The sequence below is a fragment of the Nostoc sp. FACHB-892 genome, from assembly GCF_014698795.1.
Taxonomy (GTDB): domain Bacteria; phylum Cyanobacteriota; class Cyanobacteriia; order Cyanobacteriales; family Nostocaceae; genus Nostoc.
The window spans coordinates 193,151-216,045 of sequence record NZ_JACJTR010000006.1 but is presented as its reverse complement, the minus strand read 5'-3'; the positions used below and the strand labels follow the sequence as shown (position 1 = coordinate 216,045).

21 protein-coding genes are annotated in these 22,895 nt (G+C 40.7%); 9 read left to right on the top strand and 12 right to left on the bottom strand.

The features are described from left to right. Nucleotides 1-469: 469 nt before the first annotated feature. Nucleotides 470-1,189 carry a Uma2 family endonuclease gene (locus H6G96_RS10855; protein WP_190911454.1) on the bottom strand — a complete coding sequence of 240 codons (720 nt, stop codon included), beginning with the start codon at nucleotides 1,187-1,189 and terminating at the stop codon, nucleotides 470-472. Between the two features lie 315 nt (nucleotides 1,190-1,504). Between H6G96_RS10855 and H6G96_RS10850 the strand changes: the two genes are divergently transcribed. Then, the gene (locus H6G96_RS10850; protein ID WP_190911453.1) at nucleotides 1,505-2,848 is read left to right on the top strand and encodes a TMEM143 family protein; all 1,344 of its coding nucleotides are present in this window, start codon (nucleotides 1,505-1,507) and stop codon (nucleotides 2,846-2,848) included. A 157-nt stretch (nucleotides 2,849-3,005) separates the two neighbouring features. On the opposite strand, the gene H6G96_RS10845 is transcribed toward H6G96_RS10850, so the two are convergent. The 4 genes from H6G96_RS10845 to H6G96_RS10830 all read right to left on the bottom strand — a co-directional run bounded on the left by H6G96_RS10845 (nucleotide 3,006) and on the right by H6G96_RS10830 (nucleotide 7,927). Beyond that, nucleotides 3,006-3,314, bottom strand: a complete 309-nt coding sequence (locus H6G96_RS10845) for a KGK domain-containing protein (RefSeq protein WP_190911452.1) — start codon at nucleotides 3,312-3,314, stop codon at nucleotides 3,006-3,008. A gap of 304 nt (nucleotides 3,315-3,618) precedes the next feature. Next, entirely contained in the window at nucleotides 3,619-5,688 is a 2,070-nt protein-coding gene (locus H6G96_RS10840) for a prolyl oligopeptidase family protein (RefSeq protein WP_190911451.1), read from the bottom strand. Between the two features lie 334 nt (nucleotides 5,689-6,022). Further along, entirely contained in the window at nucleotides 6,023-6,238 is a 216-nt protein-coding gene (locus H6G96_RS10835; protein WP_190911450.1) for a DUF2839 domain-containing protein, read from the bottom strand. A gap of 117 nt (nucleotides 6,239-6,355) precedes the next feature. Next, nucleotides 6,356-7,927 carry an ATP-dependent DNA helicase gene (locus tag H6G96_RS10830; protein WP_190911449.1) on the bottom strand — a complete coding sequence of 524 codons (1,572 nt, stop codon included), beginning with the start codon at nucleotides 7,925-7,927 and terminating at the stop codon, nucleotides 6,356-6,358. A gap of 221 nt (nucleotides 7,928-8,148) precedes the next feature. On the opposite strand from H6G96_RS10830, the gene H6G96_RS10825 reads away from it, so the two are divergent. Then, a complete protein-coding gene (locus H6G96_RS10825) occupies nucleotides 8,149-9,111 on the top strand; it encodes a M48 family metallopeptidase (protein WP_190911448.1) in 963 nt (320 codons plus the stop codon). A gap of 458 nt (nucleotides 9,112-9,569) precedes the next feature. Next, a complete protein-coding gene (locus tag H6G96_RS10820) occupies nucleotides 9,570-9,995 on the top strand; it encodes a hypothetical protein (RefSeq protein WP_190911447.1) in 426 nt (141 codons plus the stop codon). A gap of 144 nt (nucleotides 9,996-10,139) precedes the next feature. Here the strand turns inward: H6G96_RS10820 and H6G96_RS10815 are convergent, their stop codons facing one another. Both H6G96_RS10815 and H6G96_RS41260 read right to left on the bottom strand, forming a co-directional pair. Then, nucleotides 10,140-10,493: a Uma2 family endonuclease gene (locus H6G96_RS10815; RefSeq protein WP_347242212.1), complete on the bottom strand. Its 354-nt coding sequence runs from the start codon at nucleotides 10,491-10,493 to the stop codon at nucleotides 10,140-10,142. Between the two features lie 20 nt (nucleotides 10,494-10,513). After that, the gene (locus H6G96_RS41260; protein WP_242063238.1) at nucleotides 10,514-10,696 is read right to left on the bottom strand and encodes a Uma2 family endonuclease; all 183 of its coding nucleotides are present in this window, start codon (nucleotides 10,694-10,696) and stop codon (nucleotides 10,514-10,516) included. A 102-nt stretch (nucleotides 10,697-10,798) separates the two neighbouring features. Here H6G96_RS41260 and lysS point away from each other — a divergent pair, with 102 nt between their 5' ends. Then, nucleotides 10,799-12,484 (top strand): lysine--tRNA ligase, encoded by a 1,686-nt coding sequence (gene lysS, locus H6G96_RS10810; protein WP_190911446.1) that lies wholly within the window; start codon nucleotides 10,799-10,801, stop codon nucleotides 12,482-12,484. A 168-nt stretch (nucleotides 12,485-12,652) separates the two neighbouring features. Here the strand turns inward: lysS and H6G96_RS10805 are convergent, their stop codons facing one another. Further along, nucleotides 12,653-13,249: a glyoxalase-like domain protein gene (locus H6G96_RS10805; protein ID WP_190911445.1), complete on the bottom strand. Its 597-nt coding sequence runs from the start codon at nucleotides 13,247-13,249 to the stop codon at nucleotides 12,653-12,655. Nucleotides 13,250-13,445: 196 nt separating this feature from the next. Between H6G96_RS10805 and H6G96_RS10800 the strand changes: the two genes are divergently transcribed. Together H6G96_RS10800 and H6G96_RS10795 are read left to right on the top strand one after the other, a co-directional pair. After that, nucleotides 13,446-14,075 (top strand): sigma-70 family RNA polymerase sigma factor, encoded by a 630-nt coding sequence (locus H6G96_RS10800; RefSeq protein WP_190911444.1) that lies wholly within the window; start codon nucleotides 13,446-13,448, stop codon nucleotides 14,073-14,075. A 98-nt stretch (nucleotides 14,076-14,173) separates the two neighbouring features. Further along, the gene (locus H6G96_RS10795) at nucleotides 14,174-15,256 is read left to right on the top strand and encodes a tetratricopeptide repeat protein (RefSeq protein WP_190911443.1); all 1,083 of its coding nucleotides are present in this window, start codon (nucleotides 14,174-14,176) and stop codon (nucleotides 15,254-15,256) included. Nucleotides 15,257-15,461: 205 nt separating this feature from the next. Here H6G96_RS10795 and H6G96_RS10790 read toward each other — a convergent pair whose 3' ends face one another. Together H6G96_RS10790 and H6G96_RS10785 are read right to left on the bottom strand one after the other, a co-directional pair. Beyond that, on the bottom strand, nucleotides 15,462-16,220 hold the full coding sequence (locus tag H6G96_RS10790) for a hypothetical protein (protein ID WP_190911442.1): 759 nt from the start codon (nucleotides 16,218-16,220) through the stop codon (nucleotides 15,462-15,464). A gap of 408 nt (nucleotides 16,221-16,628) precedes the next feature. Beyond that, nucleotides 16,629-18,044, bottom strand: a complete 1,416-nt coding sequence (locus H6G96_RS10785) for an ATP-binding protein (protein WP_190911441.1) — start codon at nucleotides 18,042-18,044, stop codon at nucleotides 16,629-16,631. Nucleotides 18,045-18,214: 170 nt separating this feature from the next. Here H6G96_RS10785 and ppk1 point away from each other — a divergent pair, with 170 nt between their 5' ends. Together ppk1 and H6G96_RS10775 are read left to right on the top strand one after the other, a co-directional pair. Then, nucleotides 18,215-20,395, top strand: coding sequence for a polyphosphate kinase 1 (ppk1, locus tag H6G96_RS10780; protein WP_190911440.1), 2,181 nt, complete (start codon nucleotides 18,215-18,217; stop codon nucleotides 20,393-20,395). Nucleotides 20,396-20,586: 191 nt separating this feature from the next. Beyond that, nucleotides 20,587-20,991 (top strand): response regulator transcription factor, encoded by a 405-nt coding sequence (locus tag H6G96_RS10775; protein WP_190911439.1) that lies wholly within the window; start codon nucleotides 20,587-20,589, stop codon nucleotides 20,989-20,991. A 151-nt stretch (nucleotides 20,992-21,142) separates the two neighbouring features. On the opposite strand, the gene H6G96_RS10770 is transcribed toward H6G96_RS10775, so the two are convergent. Continuing rightward, complete coding sequence (locus tag H6G96_RS10770; protein ID WP_190911438.1) at nucleotides 21,143-21,316, bottom strand: hypothetical protein; 174 nt, start codon at nucleotides 21,314-21,316, stop codon at nucleotides 21,143-21,145. A gap of 288 nt (nucleotides 21,317-21,604) precedes the next feature. On the opposite strand from H6G96_RS10770, the gene H6G96_RS10765 reads away from it, so the two are divergent. After that, nucleotides 21,605-22,174, top strand: a complete 570-nt coding sequence (locus tag H6G96_RS10765) for a DUF2854 domain-containing protein (protein ID WP_190911437.1) — start codon at nucleotides 21,605-21,607, stop codon at nucleotides 22,172-22,174. 333 nt (nucleotides 22,175-22,507) lie between these two features. On the opposite strand, the gene H6G96_RS10760 is transcribed toward H6G96_RS10765, so the two are convergent. Continuing rightward, the gene (locus tag H6G96_RS10760) at nucleotides 22,508-22,768 is read right to left on the bottom strand and encodes a chlororespiratory reduction protein 7 (protein WP_190911436.1); all 261 of its coding nucleotides are present in this window, start codon (nucleotides 22,766-22,768) and stop codon (nucleotides 22,508-22,510) included. Between the last annotated feature and the right edge of the window lie 127 nt (nucleotides 22,769-22,895).

Below are 22,895 nucleotides of genomic sequence, written 5' to 3'. Positions count from 1 at the left end.
TGATACTCGTGAATGAGTCTTTTATACTCGCGGACGAGTCTTTTATACTCGTGAATGAGTCTTTTATACTCTTGGATGAGCCTTTTATACTCGCGGACGAGTCTTTGATACTCGTGGACGAGTTTTTTACACTCGCGGACGAGTCTTTTATACTCGTGAATGAGTCTTTTATACTCGTGAATGAGTCTTTTATACTCTTGGATGAGCCTTTTATACTCGCGGACGAGTCTTTGATACTCGTGGACGAGTCTTTGATGCTCGTGAATGAGTCTTTGAACTCCATTAATGAACCTCAGAGCTTCGTTGATGAACCTCGGAGCTTCATTTGTGAACCTCGCAATGTTGTTCGGTTAAGGGAAAAGACGCGATAAATCGCCCTCTCTACAATAATCATTCCTTTGTAGAGACGGCGATTTATCGCGTCTTCGTGATTATGGGATTTATTTCATTAATAGATTTTGATAGCAATTCAAGTGAGAGAATCAGGATCTATGCCAAGCGATCGCAACCGTTCTGCTAATAATTGAGTGCGTCGTTGGGCAAGTTGTGCTTCTTGTTTTGCTTGTTGAGCTTCTTGTTGAGCAAGTTTTTTGTCTTCTTCTGGTGTTAAAAACCGTTGTCCTTGTTGGTTATACCAATACATCCACTCCCGTGGTATGCCTAAATACGTTCCTCGTTCGATGCCAATTCCTAAACCTATTTCTGGCAACCAAACTGGATTACCATCATGTAATTCATAAACATTGTTAACTAATTTGTAAACTTCTAAACGCGGCTTACGGCGACGAAATGGGTTGTAAACTACATAATACAAAATCCCCAATCTTCCATACTCTGCTTTCTTAGTCGAGTACTCACCACGATATGTTTTAGATACCACTTCCAGCGCTAATATGGGTAATTTCTTCTCTTCCCAAAGCACATAACTGGGACGGAGGTTTTCATCATAAAATCGCTCAACTCCCAGACTCAAAAACCCATCTGGGACTATTGCTGGTAAATCTGGATCATAATAAATTCCCATATCTACGCCAAAAAACCAATCCATGCGTTCTGGCCAAGCCATTGCCAGAAGCGCTTTGAGTAAACCGGGAATCAAATCTTGTAATTCATTATCCACTGGTGTATCGTCAGAGTCTGGCAGTTCCTCTGATGAGGGCAAACAAGCTAATGGATCGTAATTTAGCATGATTGATTTCCCATTCCTCAGTTATTAGTACATCTTTATTTTATAAATGAATCTTGATAGCAATTAAGGTGAGAGAATCAGGATGTATGCCGAGCGATGTCTACGACGGGCTATTCGGTGTCGCACTTTTCAATCAGTCTTTCCTTCTGTCTTCTTCACGTTTGCAAGTCCTTGTCTGCCCATCGGCTCAGAAAAACTGCGAGATTGAACACCCAAGATACTATAATTTAGTTGCAAATGAAGACATAATGTTTAATATTCGCTGTTTTCGTGGGATATGGCAAACCCTAGTTAGATTCTGATTTATCTTTTAACATGGCTGTTTCCGAAAATAGAGAAGCGTTCATTCCCTACACTCGCAGTGATATTATCAAGCTTTGCCTGCAAGATGGTCAGCTAAATGAAGATGATGCCAAAAAATTTCAAGATTTTTGCCAAATCCTCATTGCATATTATCACTTTCACTTCCACAAAACCTTAGAAGTTATCAAAGATAACTACATACCCTTTAACCCTAATGCAGATATTCAACCAATAACTCCACCAACATTCGAGCAATATGATGATATGGAGTTGAAAGTAGTTGAAGCCTTTAGGCATATTGTTGAAAGGGCTAATTATATTCTTTTACCTGAATCGATTCTCAAGCGATCGCTGGCAACAAAATCTCTAATTGAATTGAAAACTGAAGTCAATTTTGAGGATTTTGACCGCTTTATCTGTTATTACCGGGGTGATAGTTATAAAAACATTTCAGTTAAAAAGTTCTTCTTTTGGCAAGAAGAAAAGAGAATTGATCTTTTTGAACGGATTGTTTTATTAGTTAAGTTCAAAGAAGCAGCTTACTTTCTTGGGAAGAAAAACAAAATCCAAGAATTAAAATTTATTCCCGGCAAGATGTATGTTTACTTCTACAAAAATATTCCTAAGCTAGATGTTGACCTAATCTTTCCCAATGTAAAAACAAGTATGACCTGGAAAGATCGCTTATTATTTGGAATTCCGGCGATTGGAGCAGCAATTCCTTTGATATTAAGAACATTGCCGAATTTTTTATTGCTAGTGGCTGCAATTTTGCTAGTACTAAATGTACCCGTTTTGGTTGAATCTCTAGATGTAGAGTTGGATAAAGTCAGAAATTTTATGCCTGTTTTGGTGGCAACTTTATCATTAGCGATCGCTTTGGGTGGATTTGCCTTTAAGCAATACACTAATTACAAAAATAAAAAAATTCATTTTCAAAAACTTGTTACTGATACACTATTCTTCAAAAATTTAGCCAACAACAGCAGTGTTTTTCAAATGTTTATTGAATTGGCAGAAGAAGAAGAATCTAAGGAAGTTATTCTGGCATACTATCATTTACTTACCAGTCCCACACCATTAAGCCCTCAACAATTAGATTCTCGTATCGAAACTTGGATGGAGAATAAACTAGGTACAAAGATTAACTTTGATATTCAAGGGCCTCTGAGCAATCTAGAAGATATTCGTGGCCAAGTATTGCAAAATAGCGAAACAACAGACAATGTACCAGAAATCCCTTTACTAACCTACGATCGCCAGGGAGCATGTCACATTCTCCCTTTGGATGATGCTAAAGCAGTGATTGATTATGTTTGGGATAATGCTTTTCGTTATAACGGGATAATCTTGTAGACTTGTAAGCGATCGCCATCATGTAATTTATAAGTATTATTAACTAATTTGTAAACTTCTAAACTTTAATAGCAATATCCTATTTTATTTGTAAAGATTGAGACGCAAAAGAACCCCGACTTCTGAAATAAATCAGGGTTCTTTTAGTAATTGGGTATTAGTTTTCTACTTGTTTGAGTTTGTTAAAAATCTCATCAAGTGGTGACTCAGATTCATCAGGACAAAATTCTAAAGCAAGTCTCACTTTTCCTTTTTTCCATCCCAAAGTACTAAATTGTAAAACTTCACAATTCAATCCTTGGGTATACAAATTTACTTCATCTGTCTCATCTGCTCCAATATATTCCTTAATTGCTGTAATCAAATCACAGACTTTAAAAGTTTTAGCAATATTTAACTTATTAAAAGTGTCTGGTTCTATAGACACGACTTCATTGTGATTCAGTCTCTCGAATCCATCTTCCATACAATTCTCCTGTCGCTAAATCTATACTTTCCAGTGATATGACAGTTCATCCGAAATAAAATGATGAATTTTTTAGATTTAGTGCTGCTCAGTATAAAAATTTACGACTGTTTGTACAAACTTCTTCCCATCTCATAGTTAATATTTGCCTAGAGTGATTTGATTTTAACTCACCTATTAATAGTCATATCCACCGAATATTGCAGATATCTTTCGTTGATTCATAGCGAAAATCTCACGCAAATACGCAATTTCTTTTCTTAGCCACTTGGCGTATTTGCGTGAAATAATCAATCATATTATCCTAAACTTCTACATCCAAAGTACGCACCAAAAAAGCCCATTTATCTGCGGCTTCCTCGATAATTTTAGCTGTAGGTTTACCCGCGCCATGCCCTGCTTTAGTCTCAATTCTAATTAAGACTGGCGTATCACCTATGTGAGCCTCTTGCAAAGCGGCGGCAAATTTGAAACTATGAGCAGGGACAACGCGATCATCATGATCGGCTGTGGTAATTAAGGTTGGTGGGTAAGCTGTATTTGGTTTGATGTTGTGTAGTGGCGAATAAGCATACAGCGCTGGAAACTCCTCTGGATTATCTGCTGAACCATATTCGGAAGTCCAAGCCCAACCGATGGTAAATTTGTGGAAGCGCAACATATCCATGACGCCGACTGCTGGTAACGCTGCACCAAACAAATCGGGACGTTGCGTTATACAAGCACCTACTAATAAACCGCCGTTACTACCACCTGCGATCGCTAGCTTCTTAGTCTTAGTATACTTATTAGCAATCAACCATTCAGCAGCACCAATAAAGTCATCAAAGACATTCTGCTTTTTATCTTTTATTCCTGCTTGATGCCATTCTTCGCCGTATTCTCCACCGCCGCGTATATTAGGCATAGCATAGACACCACCCATCTCCATCCACACCAAAAGACTCACAGAAAAACCAGGTGTCATTGAGGCATTAAAACCACCATAGGCATAGAGATAAGTCGGGTTATTCCCATCTAATTTAATGCCCTTTTTATGGGTGATAAACATGGGTACTCTAGTACCATCTTTACTTTGATAAAAAATTTGTTTCGTCTCGTAATCATCAGGATTAAAATCTACCTGTGGCTGGCGGAAAATGGTACTTTTACCAGTTACCATATCATAGCGATAGATAGTTCCTGGTATGGTAAAACTGGTGTAAGTATAGAAAGTTTCGGTATCATGACGCTTTCCTCCAAAACCTCCGGCTGAACCGAGTCCAGGTAATTCTACCTCACGAATAAACTCACCTTTGAGGTCAAATATTTTTATTTGGCTGTGAGCATCTTTGAGGTAATCAGCAACAAATTGGTTATTCAGTATCCCGACACTTTCCAAGGTTTCTGCTGATTGGGGAATGATTTCTCGCCAATTTTCTGGTGCAGGGTTTTTGGTGTCAATAGCAATAACTCTTCCTCGTGGTGCATTTAAATCCGTGCGGAAATAAAACACGCTATCATCATTATCGATAAAGCTGTAATCTGCCTCAAACTGGTTAATTAGCTCTACGACTTCAGCATTAGGGTTAGTCAAATCTTTAAAGAAAACCAAATTTTTGGAGTCAGTTCCCAGCCAAATTGAAATTATTAAATAGCGTCCATCTTCAGTAACACCGCCACTAAAACCCCATTCTTTTTGGTCAGGACGATGATAAATTAGTACATCTTCTGATTGGGGTTTACCTAGTTGATGATAGTAGAGCTTTTGATAATAGTTAATATCTTCTAATTGAGTTTTTTCATTCGGCTCATCGTAGCGACTGTAGAAGAAACCTTGATTATCATGTGTCCACGATGCACCAGAAAATTTAATCCACTTCAGATGGTCTTGCAGGTCTTCACCAGTTTCGACATCGCGTACTTTCCACTCTTGCCAATCAGAACCAGAGGCAGATAGACTGTATGCTAAAAGTTTACCATCCTCACTAATAGACAATCCTGAAAGGGCAACAGTGCCATCTTCTGAAAGTTTATTAGGGTCGAGTAAAACTTTGGGTTGGTCGTCGAGGGTTTTCAGAGTGTAAAGGACACTTTGATTTTGCAGTCCATCGTTTTTAAAGTAAAAGTAACGTTCACCTTCTTTAAAAGGGATGCCATATTTTTCATAATCCCAAAGTTTGGTGAGGCGTTCTCTAATTTTTTCCCTAGTAGGAATTTCCTTCAAGTAGCCAAAAGTAACTTGATTTTGTGCCTCAATCCAAGCTTTTGTTTCTTCCGAGTCAGGATCTTCTAGCCAACGGTAAGGATCTGCGACTAAAGTACCGTGGTAATTATCGGCTTGATCGCTTTTATGGCTAGATGGGTAGGTGAGGGGTTTTTTAGAGGAGGGCATAATCTCAGGTCAAAAGTACTTCTTTACATACTACAAAGATAGACCTAAGACGTGGAGCATATACTAACCAAGCCTGCGGGAAAATTTCAATTTAAGACCAGCCTTTTCAAGGTGGTGAAATTTTTGGACAATGATTCCTCTTTTCTCTGTGTTCTCTGCGCCTTTGTGGTTCTATAAATTACTTTTAAACCGCAGAGACGCAGAGAGAAGAAAAGAGATTTTAGAAGTTACGTATTGACAGGAAATACTAAATATGTTGATTTTGAAATAATCACATCTGTCATAGGGGTAAAGGGCATTGCTAAACCCCTACAACGCTGGTCTACAGAAGCATTTAGTAGACTACTTGCCACCAACCGAAGGCTGGGCCGATAAAACGGATAGTTGCCCATGCTACAACCATAAGGAAAATACCTATCCAAGCACCACGACTTGTCCAACTGACAAATAATTCGGCTTGGGTTTTTGTGATGGGAAGCCAAGGCAAGATGCGAACCTCTTGACCGTATGTTTCCCCTTGTGTGGCTTTACGACGCTTTGCTTCACCCATAATCAGAAACTCAAATTTTTTTAGGTTCTAAATTTATCTTGCCAGGAATCATGGCTATAGAGAGGCAATAAATCACATTACCTTTATAAAATGTAAATTAGGCATTGGGCATTGACCTTAAGCGGAATTTTCCTCATCAGTATTAGAAAACAGACTGGGGTCGAGATAGTTAATGCGGGCCAGAGGACTTAAAGCAGCAAGAATTTGAGCGCCGTAACTGCGATTAACTACACGACTATCAAGTAAAGCAACAATACCTTGACTTTCTCGGACTGGAGCGATCGCTCTTTGTAATTCACTCAAGGCTGCTGGCAACAAATATAAACGGAACCAATCTTGATGCGATCGCTTATAACGAGCTACCCTACCAGCTACTAGCGGATTTTCTAAAGATGGTAAAGGTAAAGTAGCAATAATTAACAGATGGGGTGCTGGCAAAACTCGCTGATGTTCTCGCCAAAATTCCCAACCGCTAATCAAAATACCATTTTCATCTAAACAAGTTTTTTCTACTTGCACCCGCGAACCAAATTCTGAAGCCAGAATTGTCGCAACTTGAGCCTTTAGTGGTACATCTCCCACCAAGACAACCGTTAACCCCGGTGCTGTAGCACTTAGACAAACCAGTGTGCGGACTTTGTGAATAAATGCCGCTTGAAATTCTGGCGTGTTGGGTAGGGGCAACTTGTAAGGTACATACAGTTGAATTGCTTCTGCTTGATCCGCAGAGAACTTCAGACAAGTTAAATCGTCCAAACCAAGGCGCTGTCGGAAAAGAGGAGCTTCAGTTTCCGGTTCGATAGCGCTGCCAATTAAAACTACTGGTTGTCGCTGCCAAATAGGTGAGAGTATTTCACCTAACTCCATTGGGGCGTAGTGTAAAGAAAATAAACCTTGTCGATGGGCAATAGTCGCCCAAAAGAGGGCAGGGGGGGCAGGGGGAGATGAGGGGGCAGGGGAGGAAAGATTTTCATCAAGGGTTTGAAATTGCTGCCAGAAATTTTTCCAATTATCTGGGAGGTTGGCTTGATCTAAAGCTAAATACAGACGATTTAAAATTTCTATTTCTGGCTGGGAAATTAGGTAGCACTGATATGGATTGACAGGATGCTGAAAAAGTTGGTGTGTAAGTTGTATCCTTGCTTCCCGAATTGCCTCAGCTTGATTTGGGCAAGCCAGTATGAGTTGCTCCCAATCATCGGGTTGAATATCTTGGGTAAGTTGATGACGCACCCAATCTTCTAGATCATCTACCCCATCAATAATTGTGGGGATACCTTGGGGAAAGCAAGAGCCACCAGCAAATTGTCCTTTTAACCAAGCTTCTGGCGAGGTCAAAAGTAGCCCTTGGAACTCAGCACTAGGCCAAGCATCACCTGTCCTAATCGCTTTGTTAGCTGGTAGCCACTGCTGTAGACGAGGAATTTCCACCCGCAGCAGAAGTTGCTGCACCGCTTCTTGAGCAACAATAATTACAGGGCCGTGCCACATCAGGGCTGATGCTACGAAACTAGTACGATATCGCCCTTGATAGCCACAGACCGCCCCTACTTGAATTAGGGCGCTACGTCCCAGGCGCAAGGCGCGTGCTACCAACCGTGCCATCGTCAAATGATGGGGCCAGGAAGGGAACCCCGCCTGCGATCGCAAAAAGTTATGTAGTGAAAAATGAACTTCTGCTTCAATCACACGCTTTTAATTCCATACAAAGTGACTTTTACTTCCAATTGCCCCACTTCTATTATGTTGTCCTTTGTCATTTGTCATTTGTCCTTTGCTAATGACTAATGACCAATGACCCTTCGGGTTCACCAGTTGCTCATGGGGGAAACCCCCATCGCCCTTGGCGTCTCCCTTTGGGAGAAGACCGCACTGGCTCACCAATGACTAATCACCCAACACCCTGAATTATGCCAACTTACACAGGAATTTCCAGCGAAGCCTTCAGGCATCCACTAGATCGCCAAGCCGAGCAAGCTTTACGGAATTTACCGGGATTTGATTTAATCGCTCGTAAATTTGTGGAATTTATCTACGAACGCCCTCAGTTAGTCTATCTAATGGGTAACGCCATCCAAGTCGGGCCGCGTCAATATTCCACTATTTACCAGATGTTCCGGGAATGCGTCCGAGATTTGGACATTTACCCAGAACCGACACTGTTTGTCTCGCAAAATCCCCAAGCAAATAGCTATGCGCTGGGGCAAGAGAATCCTTACATAGTCATAAATACAGGGATACTAGACTTACTAGACGAAGCCGAGATTCGAGCGGTGCTAGCCCATGAACTGGGGCATATTAAATGTGGTCATACTATTTTAATTCAAATGGCGATGTGGGCGATGAGTGCTGCTTCCGCCTTGGGAGAATTGACCTTCGGCATCGGTAATATTGTCACACAAGGTTTGATTTACGCCTTTTTCGAGTGGCGGCGTAAAGCCGAGTTATCGTCAGATCGCGCCGCACTACTAGTCATGGATGACTTGAATCCGGTGATGTCAACGATGATGAAACTCTCTGGCGGTAGTAACAAATATGCCAATGAATGTAGTTTACAAGAGTTTATTAAGCAGTCAGAAAATTATCAGGCACTAGATGATGATGGACTGAATCAGGTGTATAAATTCTTAATGTACAATGGCGCTCAGGGTACGATGTTAAGCCATCCTTTCCCAGTGGAACGCTTGCATTACTTGCGGACGTGGGCAATATCTGAAGAATACCAAGAAATTCGCCGAGGAAATTATCAGCGATCGCCTGCTTCAGGATCAGTAAATGTTGCAGCAGAATCTTCCGCCAATGAAACAGAAACTTTACGCCGTCAAATTGAAGAATTACAACGCGAAATCGACAGAATGAAAAGGTCTGAGTAGTTTTGAGTCCTAACTGAAGTTATATCTAGTGCGTTAGATTTGTCTAATGCACTATTTATATCTCTTTTAGCACATGCTTTGTGTTAGGGATTTCCAGAAATTAAATTGAGAACTTACGCATTGACAGATAATTCATATTATGCAATTAAGTCCAACTTCTGTGACAGGTGTTCTAAAATAAAATCACAAGGTACTTGCAGGATTTACGCATTGACAGATTAACAGAAATGAGCAATCAAGTGATGATTTTGTAAAAACTTGAATTTGAGTCTGGATTTTAGCAAAAATAATTCAGTTAAGTTTGCCATTCTAGTTTTTTTGGATTCCCTTAAAGCGGATAATATTTTTTAGCTGAACTACCATCCTCTTGGGGGTGGATAAATTCAAGATTCAAAATTAAGGCTTGAAAATTGCTTAACTATATCTCAGCATTAAATTAGATGTAGGCATTTCTGAATATGGCAATTCACTTGACAAAACGGCTTTCTGTGTTCGCTGCTATTCTAGCTCTTGTCCTTTCCATGCCGGGAATTGCCTTAGCTGCACCCGTTAAACTCCATACTACTTCTGGTGTTATTTCCGCCCAAACTACCAAAACTGCAACCTACTCCACCTCGTCGGAGATTAACCTGACTCCCTTACAGCGCCAAGAACTCCAGGCTGTGCGTCAGAGAAGAAACAGGGAAATTGAGGCAGTCTTAAACACATCGCAACGTGCCCAACTTAATCGCAATCTCCGGGCTGGTAATAATATCAATCAAGCCCTAGAAAAACTGAATTTGCAACCAGAACAGCAAGATTTTGTAAAAGCGATCGGGCAATTTACTAACTTGAAAATGAAAGCTATTTCATCTAGGCATTCACTAACAGTAGATCATAAATAAAGGTTTGACTTGTACATTGAATTATTAAATCGTTGTCATAGAAGATATCAATCATATTTTCTATAACAATCTTTTGGATAAAGTGCGATCGCTTGATCGCACTTTTTATTTAAAAAATTTCATACTCAATTTCTGTTAGCTAACCTATGGAAACAGTTGACTAATCTGGACTTCAATCTCTGGAAATGCAATCAAGGATAACGTTGCATCCTCCTGCAAAATCAATTGTTGATTGTAGCCTTGAAAAAGTGGTTCGCGGAAAATAAAAACCTGACGCTGATTCACATCCAAAATCCAGTAATCAGCAATTCCTGCATTAGCATATAAAGGTGCTTTCTGTTTGCGATCCATGTCTAGCGTTGTATCTGCTACCTCAATCAATAAAAAGATTTCATTGGGTGCAGGATGATGATTAATGTACTTTCGCGCATCAATGCGGACAACTGCAATATCTGGTTCAGGTTCCGAGTATTGGCTTACCTGAATGGGATCTTGCACCCGAACTAAGGCAACTCCTGCTAGCGAACGCTTGAGATAATCAGACGCACACAGCGTTGTTGCTGCATGGGGGGATTTTTGGCACTCATGGGGATAACTTGCCCATTAATCAGTTCTACCCGTTCATCGGCTGTGATAATACCCGTCTCAAGCATCCGGTGATATTCATCTACATTCCACAAGCGCACTCTAGTTTGTGTCATTGTATTTGGTTTGGCGATATTATCATCTGCAAAGTGCAAATATGTCTTACTCTCAACTTTTGCAGCATCTATAATTAATCTTGCCCTATTTAGTTCGTCACCATGTCGGAAGAAGATATCCGAGCCGCAAGGCTGGAAAAAGTAGAACAACTCAAGCAGCTAGGGACTAATCCCTACGCCTATCGTTGGGAATCTACCCATCATGCAGCGCAGTTGCAAGAAAAGTTTGTCGATTTAGCCAGTGGGGAAGAAGTTGATTTAGAAGTTGCGATCGCTGGACGCATTATGGCGCGTCGCGTTTTTGGTAAACTGGCTTTCTTCACTTTGCAAGATGAAACTGGCACAATTCAGCTTTATTTGGATAAAAATCGCATCCAAGAAGGGATGGCAGATATTGATGCTGATGCCTTCAATCACTTAAAACAACTCACAGATGCAGGCGACATCCTGGGAGTTAAAGGTACTATTAAACGGACTGAAAAGGGCGAGTTATCTGTCTACGTTAAACAATATACTATCCTGACTAAATCCCTGTTGCCCCTACCCGACAAGTGGCATGGATTGACGGATGTTGCCAAGCGCTACCGTCAGCGCTACGTTGACTTGATTGTTAACCCGGAAGTGCGGCAAACTTTCCGCCGTCGCGCCCAAATTACTGCTGGTATTCGCCGTTATTTAGAAGAACGGGATTTTCTGGAAATTGAAACGCCAGTTTTGCAAAGTGAGACTGGGGGTGCAGATGCGCGTCCATTTATTACTTACCACAACACCTTAGAAATGGAGTTGTATCTGCGAATTGCCACAGAACTTCATCTCAAACGGTTGATTGTGGGTGGTTTTGAAAAGGTGTTTGAATTGGGGCGGGTTTTCCGTAATGAGGGAATTTCAACTAGACACAATCCCGAATTTACGACGATTGAAATTTACCAAGCCTACGCCGACTACAACGATATGATGGCGCTGACTGAGGGGATTATTACCACTGTTGCCCAAGATGTACTCGGTACATTGCAAATCACCTACCAAGGGGAATCTATAAATTTAACACCACCTTGGCGACGGGTGAAAATGCACGATTTAGTTAAAGAATTTACAGGCTTGGATTTCAATTCTTTCCAAACCTTGGAAGAAGCAAAAACAGCAAGTAAAAATGCTGGAATTCCTGGTGTAGATGAAGTGAAATCAATCGGAAAGTTACTAAATTTAGCTTTTGAAGAAAAGGTAGAAGCTAATTTAATTCAACCTACCTTTGTAATTGATTATCCAGTAGAAATTTCGCCTCTAGCAAAACCCCACCGTTCTCAACCTGGTTTGGTGGAAAGATTTGAGTTATTTATCGTAGGGCGAGAAACTGGGAACAGCTTCTCAGAACTTACCGATCCTATCGATCAAAGAGAACGCCTAGAAGCTCAAGCTGAAAGAAAAGCTGCTGGCGACTTAGAAGCCCAAGGTGTCGATGAAGACTTTTTGACAGCCCTTGAATACGGTATGCCGCCTACGGGTGGTTTAGGGATTGGGATTGATCGGTTGGTAATGTTACTAACTGATTGTGCCAGTATTCGGGATGCGATCGCCTTCCCGCTACTCAAGCCTGAAGGCAGCGTTATTAAGCAATTTACCTATGAGCCAAAAACTCAAACACTAACTATTGAATTTGACAGTGGAAGTGTTTACGAATATTTCAAAGTACCTTCAAGTGTGAAGGAAGACTTAGACAATGCACCGTCTAAAGGTCAATACTTTAACAAGTTCATTAAAGGGAAATTTAAGTTTGAACAGTTGAGTTAGTAAGTAGCATTCAACAGTCGGGTGCGTTATGGCTTTGCTTAACGCACCATTTTTATTACCTTGCGTTTTTATCTCACTGATAACTAAAAAAATATTGTGTAGCCCGATGCCTACGACTGCAAGCTACGAACCACACAATTTAAAATAATCTAAACTAAAATTTAATGACTAATTCGCTACTTCAGCTACCTCAATAACCCGCCCTTCATAGTCCTTGACCAAAAAATTCAGGGGCTTCTGGTTGCGAATCTTGAATTTCAAACCGCGCACTTCGACTCGCATTAAAATCATTTCCAGGCAGTTGTGGTCAAAGCAAACGTGGCGTTGCTGATTTTTGCTGCCTAAACTCGCGCCAGTAATCACATGTAGCTGGGTGTTTTTCTTCAATTGATACCACAGCCCATCATTGGCATTATTCATCATTTTGCTAGACAAACTCGGCCCAGTAGACATATATAGGGGATCAATGCCAGTCGCGCCAATAGTTTGTTCGTAGTTGTAGTAGTAGTGCAATGGCACCTCAGCTGCTGGCAAATCTAGCAGCCCTTCATACAACTGTCGGGCAATCTCCAAATCTGACACCATTACAGTGTGTACTTTTGGGGCACTGGTGAGAAACATCCACATTGCGCCAGCGTAAGCTGCTAGCAGCATCACCATAATGCCTTGGGTGGAGAACAGGCTATCTAAGGGCAGGGAAGGCAGAAAGGAGCCTAAAGTAAGGGGACTGAGCAGGAACGATATCACACTAACTGCTATAACCATGAACAAATAAGGATTCTATAAGGGAGCCGATTTTATGATTGTCGATTAAGACTAAAATTAAGTCTTTGTTTCTAGTTTATCAATACTCAAGTAGTCTGAGTTTGGGCTACAAACTGGGCAACACCAAGATATTATGCGATTAACTACGGGAGTGCAATTCTCAAAACTATTTTAACAACTATCAATTGAAAGGCTTATGCAAATTCCTCATTTCCCGGAAGCTAATCACCCACTGGTGAAGTCGCTGTTCCATCACAGTGATCATGAACTCCTGACTTTGTTTCAGCAAAATCCAGATGCCGGAAAGTACTTCACGGTGATTTTTTGTCGCTATAGTCCCATAGTGTATACCTTAATTCGGCATTCGGCGCGATCGCCTGTGCAGGCAGATTATCTGTTTGCCCTCACTTGGCGACATATCTACTACGAACTCGGTGGGCTAAATTTAACTGCCTCTGAATCAGGCGAGGAAGCCTTAACCATGCAAAATTGGTTAATTAATATGACAGCTTTCTGTATTAACGAGATTAAGTTACCACCCACAGAAGCAATTCATTATTCTCTACAAGCGACTTCGCCGCCACTATGGTGCTATGTAGAACAAGCATTAGACCAACTACCACCTGTTTTGCGATTAATCGTGTTGATGGCTCAAACTTTCCACTGGAGCGAAACTAGAATCGCCGCCTATCTGCAAGCTGAAGGAGAAGCGATCGCTCCAAGCGAAGTAGCCAATTTTCTCCAGGAAGGCTATCGTATGCTAGAAGACAAATTACCCACAGATATCCGCGCCATATACTTTGGAGAAGATTCTGATCAATCATAACTTAAGTGTAAACCCTTATATTGTTTGTCTTCAATTTAAAAACTTAAAACTTCTTCTTAGACCTTCTACTTAAACCCGCAACTTTAGGGGTAATTTTTATGAAACAACGGCTTGTATTTCCAAGGCAAAAGCTAGGCTTAATTTGTGTAGGCGTGATTTCTCGTCCCCAAATACTTTTACACAGCTTTTTAGTGTTTACTTTTTTGCTGAGTCCCATAGCGGTGGGTGCAGTTGATATTACGCAACAACTCCACCGTCCTTTAAATAGTTCTGTTGGGCGACAATCAAGAGATGAAGCAGATAGCCTGCTGAGTATCGGTGAACAACAATACACCTCAGGATATGCTGGTAAAACCATTGCATCTTGCTTGCGGGCACTGGAACTATATCACTCAATTGGCGACTTGAAAGCACAAGGTCTGGCTTACAATTTGCTTGCTAAGGCTTATGTTCAGCTAGGTAGTTTAAAAGAAGCAGAGGATGCTTTACGAAGAGGATTAGCGATCGCTCGTGACACTAAAAACTTTCAAGCTCAGATTTTTGTGCTGAATAATATTGGTACATTTTTCTTGCAACAAGGAGAATTTTCTACTGCTGGTAAAACTGTTGAAGATGCCCTTGCAATTGCTCACAATGTCAAAAATATTGAAGGTCAAGGACTATCTTTAAGTAATTTAGGTTTGGTAAATGCAAGGTTGGGAGAGTATAATAAGGCAATTAAATTGTATGAAAAAGCTTTAATTTTTCGCCGTCAGACTGGTGATACTATCGGTGAAGCAAATACCCTAAATAATTTAGGTGATGCTTACTTAGCATCTGGGAATTATCAGGATACCATTGGCACTTATGGGGCGGCGATGCGAATAGCTAAAACTAACCGCGATCGTACTAATGAATTACGAGCAATTGACGGTTTAGTTACGGCTCATACTGCTGTCGGACGTTATGAACGGGCTTCTGATTTACTAGAGCAACGTTTAGCACTTGCTAAAGAATTGCAAAATTTGCGAGAAGAATTAAAATCTTTTGAGTCTTACGCTCAGTTATACAAGCAACAAGGTAACTACCTAACTGCCCGCAATTTTTACGAAAGGGCAATTATACTAGCACGGACATTGAAAGACAGCAAACAAGAGGTGCAATTGCTGGATCAGTTAACTAAAATGCTTCAGCGAAAGTAGGAATCATTCAATTTTGGATTTTAGATTTTGGATGGAAGCAGAAATCTAAAATTGGCAGAATTTACTCTTTAATCAACATAAATTCGACGGCTCAGATCATGTCCACCAAATTACCTAACCAAAAGACCTCTCCCTGCTTTTACTACGCAAAACCTTCCCTCTCCGACTCGGAGAGGGACAGATTTGAATTTTAGTTTAAGTCAGGTTAATTCAAGAAGACTGAACCATTTTGTTCAATCCTCATAGCACTTTTACCTTGTGCGACATCGGTGGCTTCGTCAAATCTAACTTCTAAACTTCCTGACTCTGACGAGGACTGTGGTGTTACCGTCAACTGTCCGCCATCTTCACGTTGGAATGTTACAGTTACTGGTGCGCTTAAACTTTGCAGTATCACATCAGACTTACCTGGTAGCGATCGCGGTGCTGTATCGCCAATTACTTGGTAGGTTACATTAGTCGCAGTTTCATTTACCAACCTGATATTAACTCTACCATTCGCTAGTGTGATCGTAGCGCTGGGGGCTTGTTGCTCACTGGGTAAAGATGGTTGAATTATTGAAGTATTTGGGCTTCCGGGCGTTAGAGTTTGCTCACCTGGGACTGCGGTTGCTGGGCTGACACCAGGTTGTGATGAAGTCGAAGGTTGCGTTCCCTGCGCTGCTTCACCGCCGACACCCAATGTTTGCTCTTGTGATGGGTTAGCAGAGGCGGGAAGAAGCCCTTGAGCGGCTAGTCTTTGAGTTAACGCATTCGCAGGACATCCCTGCGGTACGATAACCCGACTGTTATGTGGTTCTTCGTAGAAAATTCTCGGACAGGGATTAATCTTAGGAGTAGATTGTTGTGCTACTGATTGTTGTGCTATTGCTTGAGGCATTGCTGGCAGAGTGATTAATAATCCACCACATATAGCGCCAAATAACTCAACAGACTTACGAAGATTTTGAAAATTCATATTCATTCTTAACTCCTGATACAATTATTCAATTTGTCTTTTTTTAAAGAAAAGTTTCTCAAACAGCAAATTTAATTAGCGGCTAATCTATCGCCGATTACATCTAAAAATTAACAACCCAGACGATTTTTTATCTCTAACTATAGGTTCAGAAATAATAGATAATTAGGCATAATATCTCATTCTAAAGTCTGACAAACTAAATCAATTAGGGATTTCCAACAAATAAATTATCCAATTTTGTAAGGTGGACATCTTGTCTACCTTTAATTACAGGTGGGCGAGACGCAGACTCCACAATAACTAGTTGAATATTTTTTTATTTATAAGTTCCTTAAGTAAGCAATACTTCGCCAAAATTTGATACTTTAGTTCTGTGCATCTGTCACAGGAAACAATTATTGAATTTACGAACTAAGACTCAAGAGTTATTGGAAAAGTGACAGTGAAGGTAGTCCCAATGCCTTGAATGCTTTCAACTTGAATATGACCCTGATGATGTTCAACAATAGCTTGGGCGATCGCTAATCCTAATCCTGAACCAGTAGCGCTGGCTGTAGCTTTATTCCCAGCTATATGAGTCCGTGCCGGATCTACCCGATAAAAGCGGTCAAACAAGTGTGGGAGTGCTTCTGCTGGAATTCCAACTCCAGTATCACTCACTTTAACTTGCAACTGGGCACTGCTGTAACGTAGTCCAGAAACGCGATTTATTCCCTCTATCCGCGCCAATTCAACTTTCACGCGTCCACCTGCTGGTGTGTAATGCAAGGCATTAGCAATTAAATTTGTGAACAGCCGCACCAGTTGATCCCAATTGCCTACAAGGGTAAACCAATTTTCCAGTAATTCTGGGTTAGTTTCAGAAGCAGGAGGATCGACTAAGTCTAGAGAAAGGGCGACTTTTTTTTCAGGAAATAACAATTGTTGTTCTTCAACCACCTCTATCAACAAAGCGTCCATCGGACAAGGTGAAAAGATATCTTTGCTAATACCACTATCCTGCCGTGCTAAGAACAGTAAGTCATTGACTAACTTCCCCAAACGCTGCGTTAACCGTTCCACTATTTTTAATTGTTGCCGATACTGCAAGGAAGTAGCCCCTTCTGTCTCTGCTAAATCCAAGTCAGCAAGGGCAACTTGCACATTTGTTTGAATCAAAGTAATCGGACTTCTAAGTTCGTGGGAAGCATCAGCAGTAAATTGTTTGAGGCGTTGATAAGATTCACGTACAGGTTCCATCGCTTTACCCGAAAGAAACCAGCCACTTGCGCCTACAGAAAGCACCATTACCCCAATACCTAGTGCCAAATCAAAAATTAGCTGGCGACTAGGTTTAGTAACTTCAAACCAGGGATGACTAACACGCAGATATCCTAATACCTGCCGTCCCACTTCCACTCGTTGGGTAACTTGCCGTAATAATAGTGCTGAGTCGCTCCAAGCCCCCTTCTCTGCCTTGACTACGCGTACAGTTTCACCAGTAAGATTGGCATGAATGGGAATATTTAGAGGTTCAAACAGAGTTGACCAGAGTAATTCACCCGTTGGGCTAAACCATTCTAGGTCAATATGGTCATCTTCTACACTGTCAGCATTATTGCGAAAACTGGATTCTACATTAACGCGGAATTTGCCAACATCACCATTGATCGGCTCAACTACAAGCGATCGCTCGACAATTTCCACCACATGATTGAGGGTATCGTCAATCCGCTCGATTAATGTACTGCGGACATATAAATATACTCCACTGGCGAATAATAGTAGTAAAACAGCAGTGATGGCAGTATACCAGACGGCAAGACGGCGACGAGTAGCTTGAAACATTAAATCAGCGAGTTAGGAAAGATGAAAACAGAGATAGTATCACCAATTATTTTCTCTACATAGACTTTCTGTATGGTTATTATAAGGCGCTTCACCCTATGCACTATTTAACTTACTATGTTTAGTATCCCCCAGTTAAATGGGCTATATCTGCCTGCCTTTAAGTCATTATGGCAAAATCTAAAAAAAGCTCTACTCCTATTAATCTCAGCGATCCACAATATTATCTTAACCGAGAGTTAAGCTGGCTAGAATTTAATAGCAGGGTGTTACATGAAGCCTGTGACGATCGCACACCTCTTCTGGAACGCCTCAAGTTTTTGGGAATCTTCAACTCTAATTTGGATGAGTTTTTCATGGTGCGGGTTGCTGGTTTAAAGCAACAAGTAGAGGCAAAAGTCACCCTGTTAACTCCCGATGGTCGGACACCACAACAACAGCTAGACGATATTCGGTCTACCCTGATTCCTCATGTAAAAAAAGAGCATCAACATTTTGAGGAAATACTTCGTCCCCTATTAGCAAATCATGGCATCCATATTTTAGATTACATAGATTTAAATCAAAAACAGCGAACTCATCTAAATAGCTATTTTGAGGAACAAGTATTTCCAGTTTTGACTCCTTTGGCTGTTGATCCTAGTCATCCCTTTCCTTTTATTTCTAATCTCAGCCTAAATCTGGCTGTTGTGGTCAAAAATCCAGACACCGAAGAAGAATTCTTTGCCAGAGTTAAAGTCCCTAGTGTTCTCCCACGATTTTTACCGATTCCGCCGGAGTTGGGAGATCAAAATAACGAAAAACCTGCCCACTGGACTGGAGTACCTTTAGAACAAGCGATCGCTCATAACTTGGAATCTCTATTTCCAGGGATGAACATTCAAGAATATCATCCGTTCCGCATTACTCGTGATGCCGATTTGGTCTTAGAAGAAGATGAGGCAGATGATTTATTGTTAGCGATCGAACAGGAACTGCGAAAACGGCGGCTAGGTGGGAGTCCAGTCCGCTTAGAAATTCAATCCCAGACTCCTGAAATAGTGCGATCGCGACTATTGCACGATTTGGAATTAACAGAAAGTGATCTCTACGAAGTAGATGGTCTTTTGGGACTGCGAGATTTAATGTCTTTTATGTCCTTGCCATTGCCAGAACTCAAAGATCCACCACGCCAATCTGTTGTACCATTACGCCTGCAAAGGCTAAGGGAACCAAGTTTAAACCCAGATGCACTGGAGACGGACGAAGGAAAAGACTTTTTTGCTGTGATTCAAGAAAAGGATTTGCTAGTACACCATCCTTATCAATCCTTTTCGGCTACAGTAGTGCGCTTTATTACCCATGCTGCCTACGATCCGAATGTGTTAGCCATCAAGATGACCCTTTACCGGACTTCTGGTGACTCGCCCATTGTCAACGCTTTAATTGCCGCCGCCGAAAATGGCAAGCAGGTATCCGTACTGGTGGAATTGAAGGCGCGATTTGATGAAGAAAATAATATTTATTGGGCAAGACGACTAGAGAGAGTTGGAGTTCATGTTGTCTATGGTCTAGTGGGACTAAAAACCCATAGCAAAACCATCCTGGTGGTACGCCGGGAAAAAGACCGGATACGTCGTTACGTGCATATTGGCACAGGTAATTATAACCAGAAAACGGCACGGCTGTATACAGACTTGGGATTATTTAGTTGTCGTGAAGAATTAGGTGCTGACATCACAGATTTATTTAATTTTTTGACAGGTTACTCCCTGCAAAAATCTTATCGAGAATTGTTAGTTGCACCTGTAAATATGCGCGATCGCTTTTTGGCACTAATTCACCGCGAAATCGAAAACGTTCAGAATGGATTTTCTGGGCGCATTGTTGCCAAAATGAATTCTCTAGTCGATCCGCAAATTATCGCCACTTTATATGAAGCTTCCCGCGCCGGAGTGCAAATTGACTTAATTATCAGGGGCGTTTGCTGTTTGCGCCCAGGACTCAAAGACATTAGTGAAAACATTCGCATAATCAGCATTGTCGGTCGCTTTTTAGAACACTCTCGGATTTATTATTTTCATAACAATACACAAGAGGAAATCTATATTGGTAGTGCCGACTGGATGCGACGCAATTTAGATCGCCGCGTGGAAGTAATTACCCCAATCAAAGACCCTGATATTGCTAAAGATTTGCAAGAAATTATGGGAATTATGCTCGCAGATAATCGCCAAGCTTGGGAATTACAAGCCGATGGCACTTACATTCAACGCCGTCCTTATGAGGATTCTCCAGAAGCTAATTCACAAAAAATTCTTATGAATATGGCATTACGCTCAAGTGGTGTAGCCTCAAACCTGATTGATTAAAAATAAGTTACCAATAGCTTAATAACTAGCTCAACTGAGTTTTTTTTAGAAAACTTAACTTTATTGAGAAGTTATCTAAGTTGTTTTTCATGGGTTCACACAAGTTATTCAACCACAGGATAGAGTTAGTGCTGGCATTCGTTCCCATAGACTAGAGAGGTTGTTCTGAAATAATTTCGTCTTTCCCCTCAATGCTAATGTTATCCTGTGAGCTTTCTACCTTGCGTGTTTTAGTAGTTGATGACCACGAGTTGACTCGTTTAACCTTACAATTAGTTTTTTCTTGCCAGGAAAATATTCAAGTAGTAGGTTTAGCCAGTAATGGTGAAGAAGCTATAGAAATGGTTAAACGTTGCCATCCTGACGTAATCGTTCTAGATTTACAAATGCCAGTTATGGATGGCTGGAGTGCATCTAGTCACATTAAAGCTATATCTCCGAACACGCAGATCCTTGCTTACTCCTCAGTGGAAGACGTAAATCTTCAGGGAACAAAAGCAATGTCTAACTTTGATAACGTTTGTAAGAAAGATGTACCTACAAGCGAACTTATTGCATTAGTTAGGCAGTTAGGTCACCGTGCAGGCGATGATTAACTTGCCGGATGAATGATACAGCAATTATATAGCTATATTGCTTTGCAAACTCACGCTTAGTTCAGTTTGAGGATTTGAGGACATGATAGCACTGAGGAGCGTCGGTATAACTTGAGGTTGACGGTTAAACCGACGCAATTTTTGATAATTTCTACTCTATCGGAATGGTGCGTTGAAATTCATCAATTAATTCGTCTAGCTCTTCCAAAGCCTGATTTACGTCAACTCTCAAAGTTCCCAAATTTGGTTGCTCAAGTAAGCCTAACAGGTACTCGCGTTTGCTTTGAACTGCGAGAATTCGTTCTTTTATAGTCTGTATATCCATTACTTTTTTCCTATCTCTAAACTGCCTTTAAATTTAAAGTTAACTCAAAATTCAACATTCTGGCGCACTCTACGCCTTAGTAGTCTACTACACTAAGCTTGTGGCTGAGGAACTTTCCGCGTTCCTGCATCTACCGCAGTTCTGGGTAAGGAAGACAGAACCTCTTGTTTCTGGAAATTTTGAGTTGTTTGAATACTAATGACTAGAGACGATGTTCTTCCCTAAATTGTTATTCATAGCCGATGATAATAAAACTGAGGTATTCAGAATTTATATTAATTTAAGCTCATGCTACGCAAAATCTCTTTGGGAACACTCGGTTTAACTATTGGTGGCATATTAACCATCATAGGCTTCGTCGCCTATGCTGATAATAATGCCACACTCAATCTTGTCGGATTTTTTTACGGGATTCCTCTATTGTTGGGAGGGTTGGCGCTAAAAGCTAATGAACTCAAGCCAGTACCCTTTAGCCAAACTACGTCACCGTCAGCCTTGATATTGCGGGAACAGCAAGCAACTGATACTCAAAATAAAATTCGCAAAGACATTACCCGATATCGTTATGGCCAAGATGCTCATCTAGATACAACACTTTCTTTTCTGGGTTTGAGTCCCTCAGACCAGGAACGGCCAACAGTAATAGGCTTGCGAGAAACAGAAGTCAATGGCAACTATGCCCTAATTTTAGAATTTGATTCACCCCTAATACCGATTGATGTGTGGCAAAAAAAGCAGGAAAAAATGACCAACTATTTTGGCCCTGGATTAGAGGTTGAAATAACCCAGCCATCTGAAAATACAATTGAGTTAGCGCTGATCCATGCTCCACAACAGTCATTAGTCAGTAGTCAATAGTCAAGAAGAGAAATTATGGTTGTCTAAGCTCCATGCGTTGATGGCTTGTCGTTATCCACATTTTTGTAACAGTTAAAGTGTAATGTTAACAAACATCTCGCCCATAACTTAAGTTCTGGACTAATAGCTTCTATACACTAAGGTAGGAATGAAATTTTCACTTTTTAAAAGCAATAGAAGCTATTAGTATCGGAATTTATTCTCAGACCTGATAGAAACAAAACAGAAGTTTATAAGATGTTGATAATGATAAAGCTTTTAAGTATAAAACTTTTGCCCTGCTCCCCTGCTTCTTCCTTAACTTATTTTCCTTTTAACCACTTATGAAACAAGTCATTTTTCTAAACGAACTGCATACCACTGCAAATATTGCCCTGGAGCAATATCTAATTTGCAACTTGTATCGAGTAAGTATTGTGCTTGAGCTTCCGCAGTATTAAAGTTTTGCAAGTCAGGCGGTAAATCTTCAATTATGAGTTGTTGGAGAGTTATTTTGAGCTTTTCTAATAACTCTGATTGTGTCAGAAATTGCTCTGATTGATTTGGTTCTAGAACAACAAAATGATCTTGCTGATACATTAATGAGTCTGGCATTTTAAAGATTTAGTGGGTGTAAATAAGGTTTAATTTTTTTGTAATAACTTCTGATTGTTAGTGTAGCTAACAAGACTGTCGTTTGATGTGCTGTATGGAAAGAAATTTAAGACTTAATTGTTTAAAA

What these genes read in the sequence shown, in the direction of transcription:
- H6G96_RS10795 (WP_190911443.1), top strand. Translation starts at nt 14,174, where the DNA reads ATGAAACAACGGCTTGTATTTCCAAGGCAAAAGCTAGGCTTAATTTGT.
- H6G96_RS10770 (WP_190911438.1), bottom strand. Translation starts at nt 21,316, where the DNA reads ATGGATATACAGACTATAAAAGAACGAATTCTCGCAGTTCAAAGCAAA.
- H6G96_RS41260 (WP_242063238.1), bottom strand. Translation starts at nt 10,696, where the DNA reads ATGACACAAACTAGAGTGCGCTTGTGGAATGTAGATGAATATCACCGG.
- H6G96_RS10800 (WP_190911444.1), top strand. Translation starts at nt 13,446, where the DNA reads ATGCAAATTCCTCATTTCCCGGAAGCTAATCACCCACTGGTGAAGTCG.
- lysS (WP_190911446.1), top strand. Translation starts at nt 10,799, where the DNA reads ATGTCGGAAGAAGATATCCGAGCCGCAAGGCTGGAAAAAGTAGAACAA.
- H6G96_RS10805 (WP_190911445.1), bottom strand. Translation starts at nt 13,249, where the DNA reads ATGGTTATAGCAGTTAGTGTGATATCGTTCCTGCTCAGTCCCCTTACT.
- ppk1 (WP_190911440.1), top strand. Translation starts at nt 18,215, where the DNA reads ATGGCAAAATCTAAAAAAAGCTCTACTCCTATTAATCTCAGCGATCCA.
- H6G96_RS10855 (WP_190911454.1), bottom strand. Translation starts at nt 1,189, where the DNA reads ATGCTAAATTACGATCCATTAGCTTGTTTGCCCTCATCAGAGGAACTG.
- H6G96_RS10835 (WP_190911450.1), bottom strand. Translation starts at nt 6,238, where the DNA reads ATGGGTGAAGCAAAGCGTCGTAAAGCCACACAAGGGGAAACATACGGT.
- H6G96_RS10840 (WP_190911451.1), bottom strand. Translation starts at nt 5,688, where the DNA reads ATGCCCTCCTCTAAAAAACCCCTCACCTACCCATCTAGCCATAAAAGC.
- H6G96_RS10760 (WP_190911436.1), bottom strand. Translation starts at nt 22,768, where the DNA reads ATGCCAGACTCATTAATGTATCAGCAAGATCATTTTGTTGTTCTAGAA.
- H6G96_RS10845 (WP_190911452.1), bottom strand. Translation starts at nt 3,314, where the DNA reads ATGGAAGATGGATTCGAGAGACTGAATCACAATGAAGTCGTGTCTATA.
- H6G96_RS10790 (WP_190911442.1), bottom strand. Translation starts at nt 16,220, where the DNA reads ATGAATATGAATTTTCAAAATCTTCGTAAGTCTGTTGAGTTATTTGGC.
- H6G96_RS10850 (WP_190911453.1), top strand. Translation starts at nt 1,505, where the DNA reads ATGGCTGTTTCCGAAAATAGAGAAGCGTTCATTCCCTACACTCGCAGT.
- H6G96_RS10820 (WP_190911447.1), top strand. Translation starts at nt 9,570, where the DNA reads ATGGCAATTCACTTGACAAAACGGCTTTCTGTGTTCGCTGCTATTCTA.
- H6G96_RS10825 (WP_190911448.1), top strand. Translation starts at nt 8,149, where the DNA reads ATGCCAACTTACACAGGAATTTCCAGCGAAGCCTTCAGGCATCCACTA.
- H6G96_RS10775 (WP_190911439.1), top strand. Translation starts at nt 20,587, where the DNA reads ATGCTAATGTTATCCTGTGAGCTTTCTACCTTGCGTGTTTTAGTAGTT.
- H6G96_RS10765 (WP_190911437.1), top strand. Translation starts at nt 21,605, where the DNA reads ATGCTACGCAAAATCTCTTTGGGAACACTCGGTTTAACTATTGGTGGC.
- H6G96_RS10785 (WP_190911441.1), bottom strand. Translation starts at nt 18,044, where the DNA reads ATGTTTCAAGCTACTCGTCGCCGTCTTGCCGTCTGGTATACTGCCATC.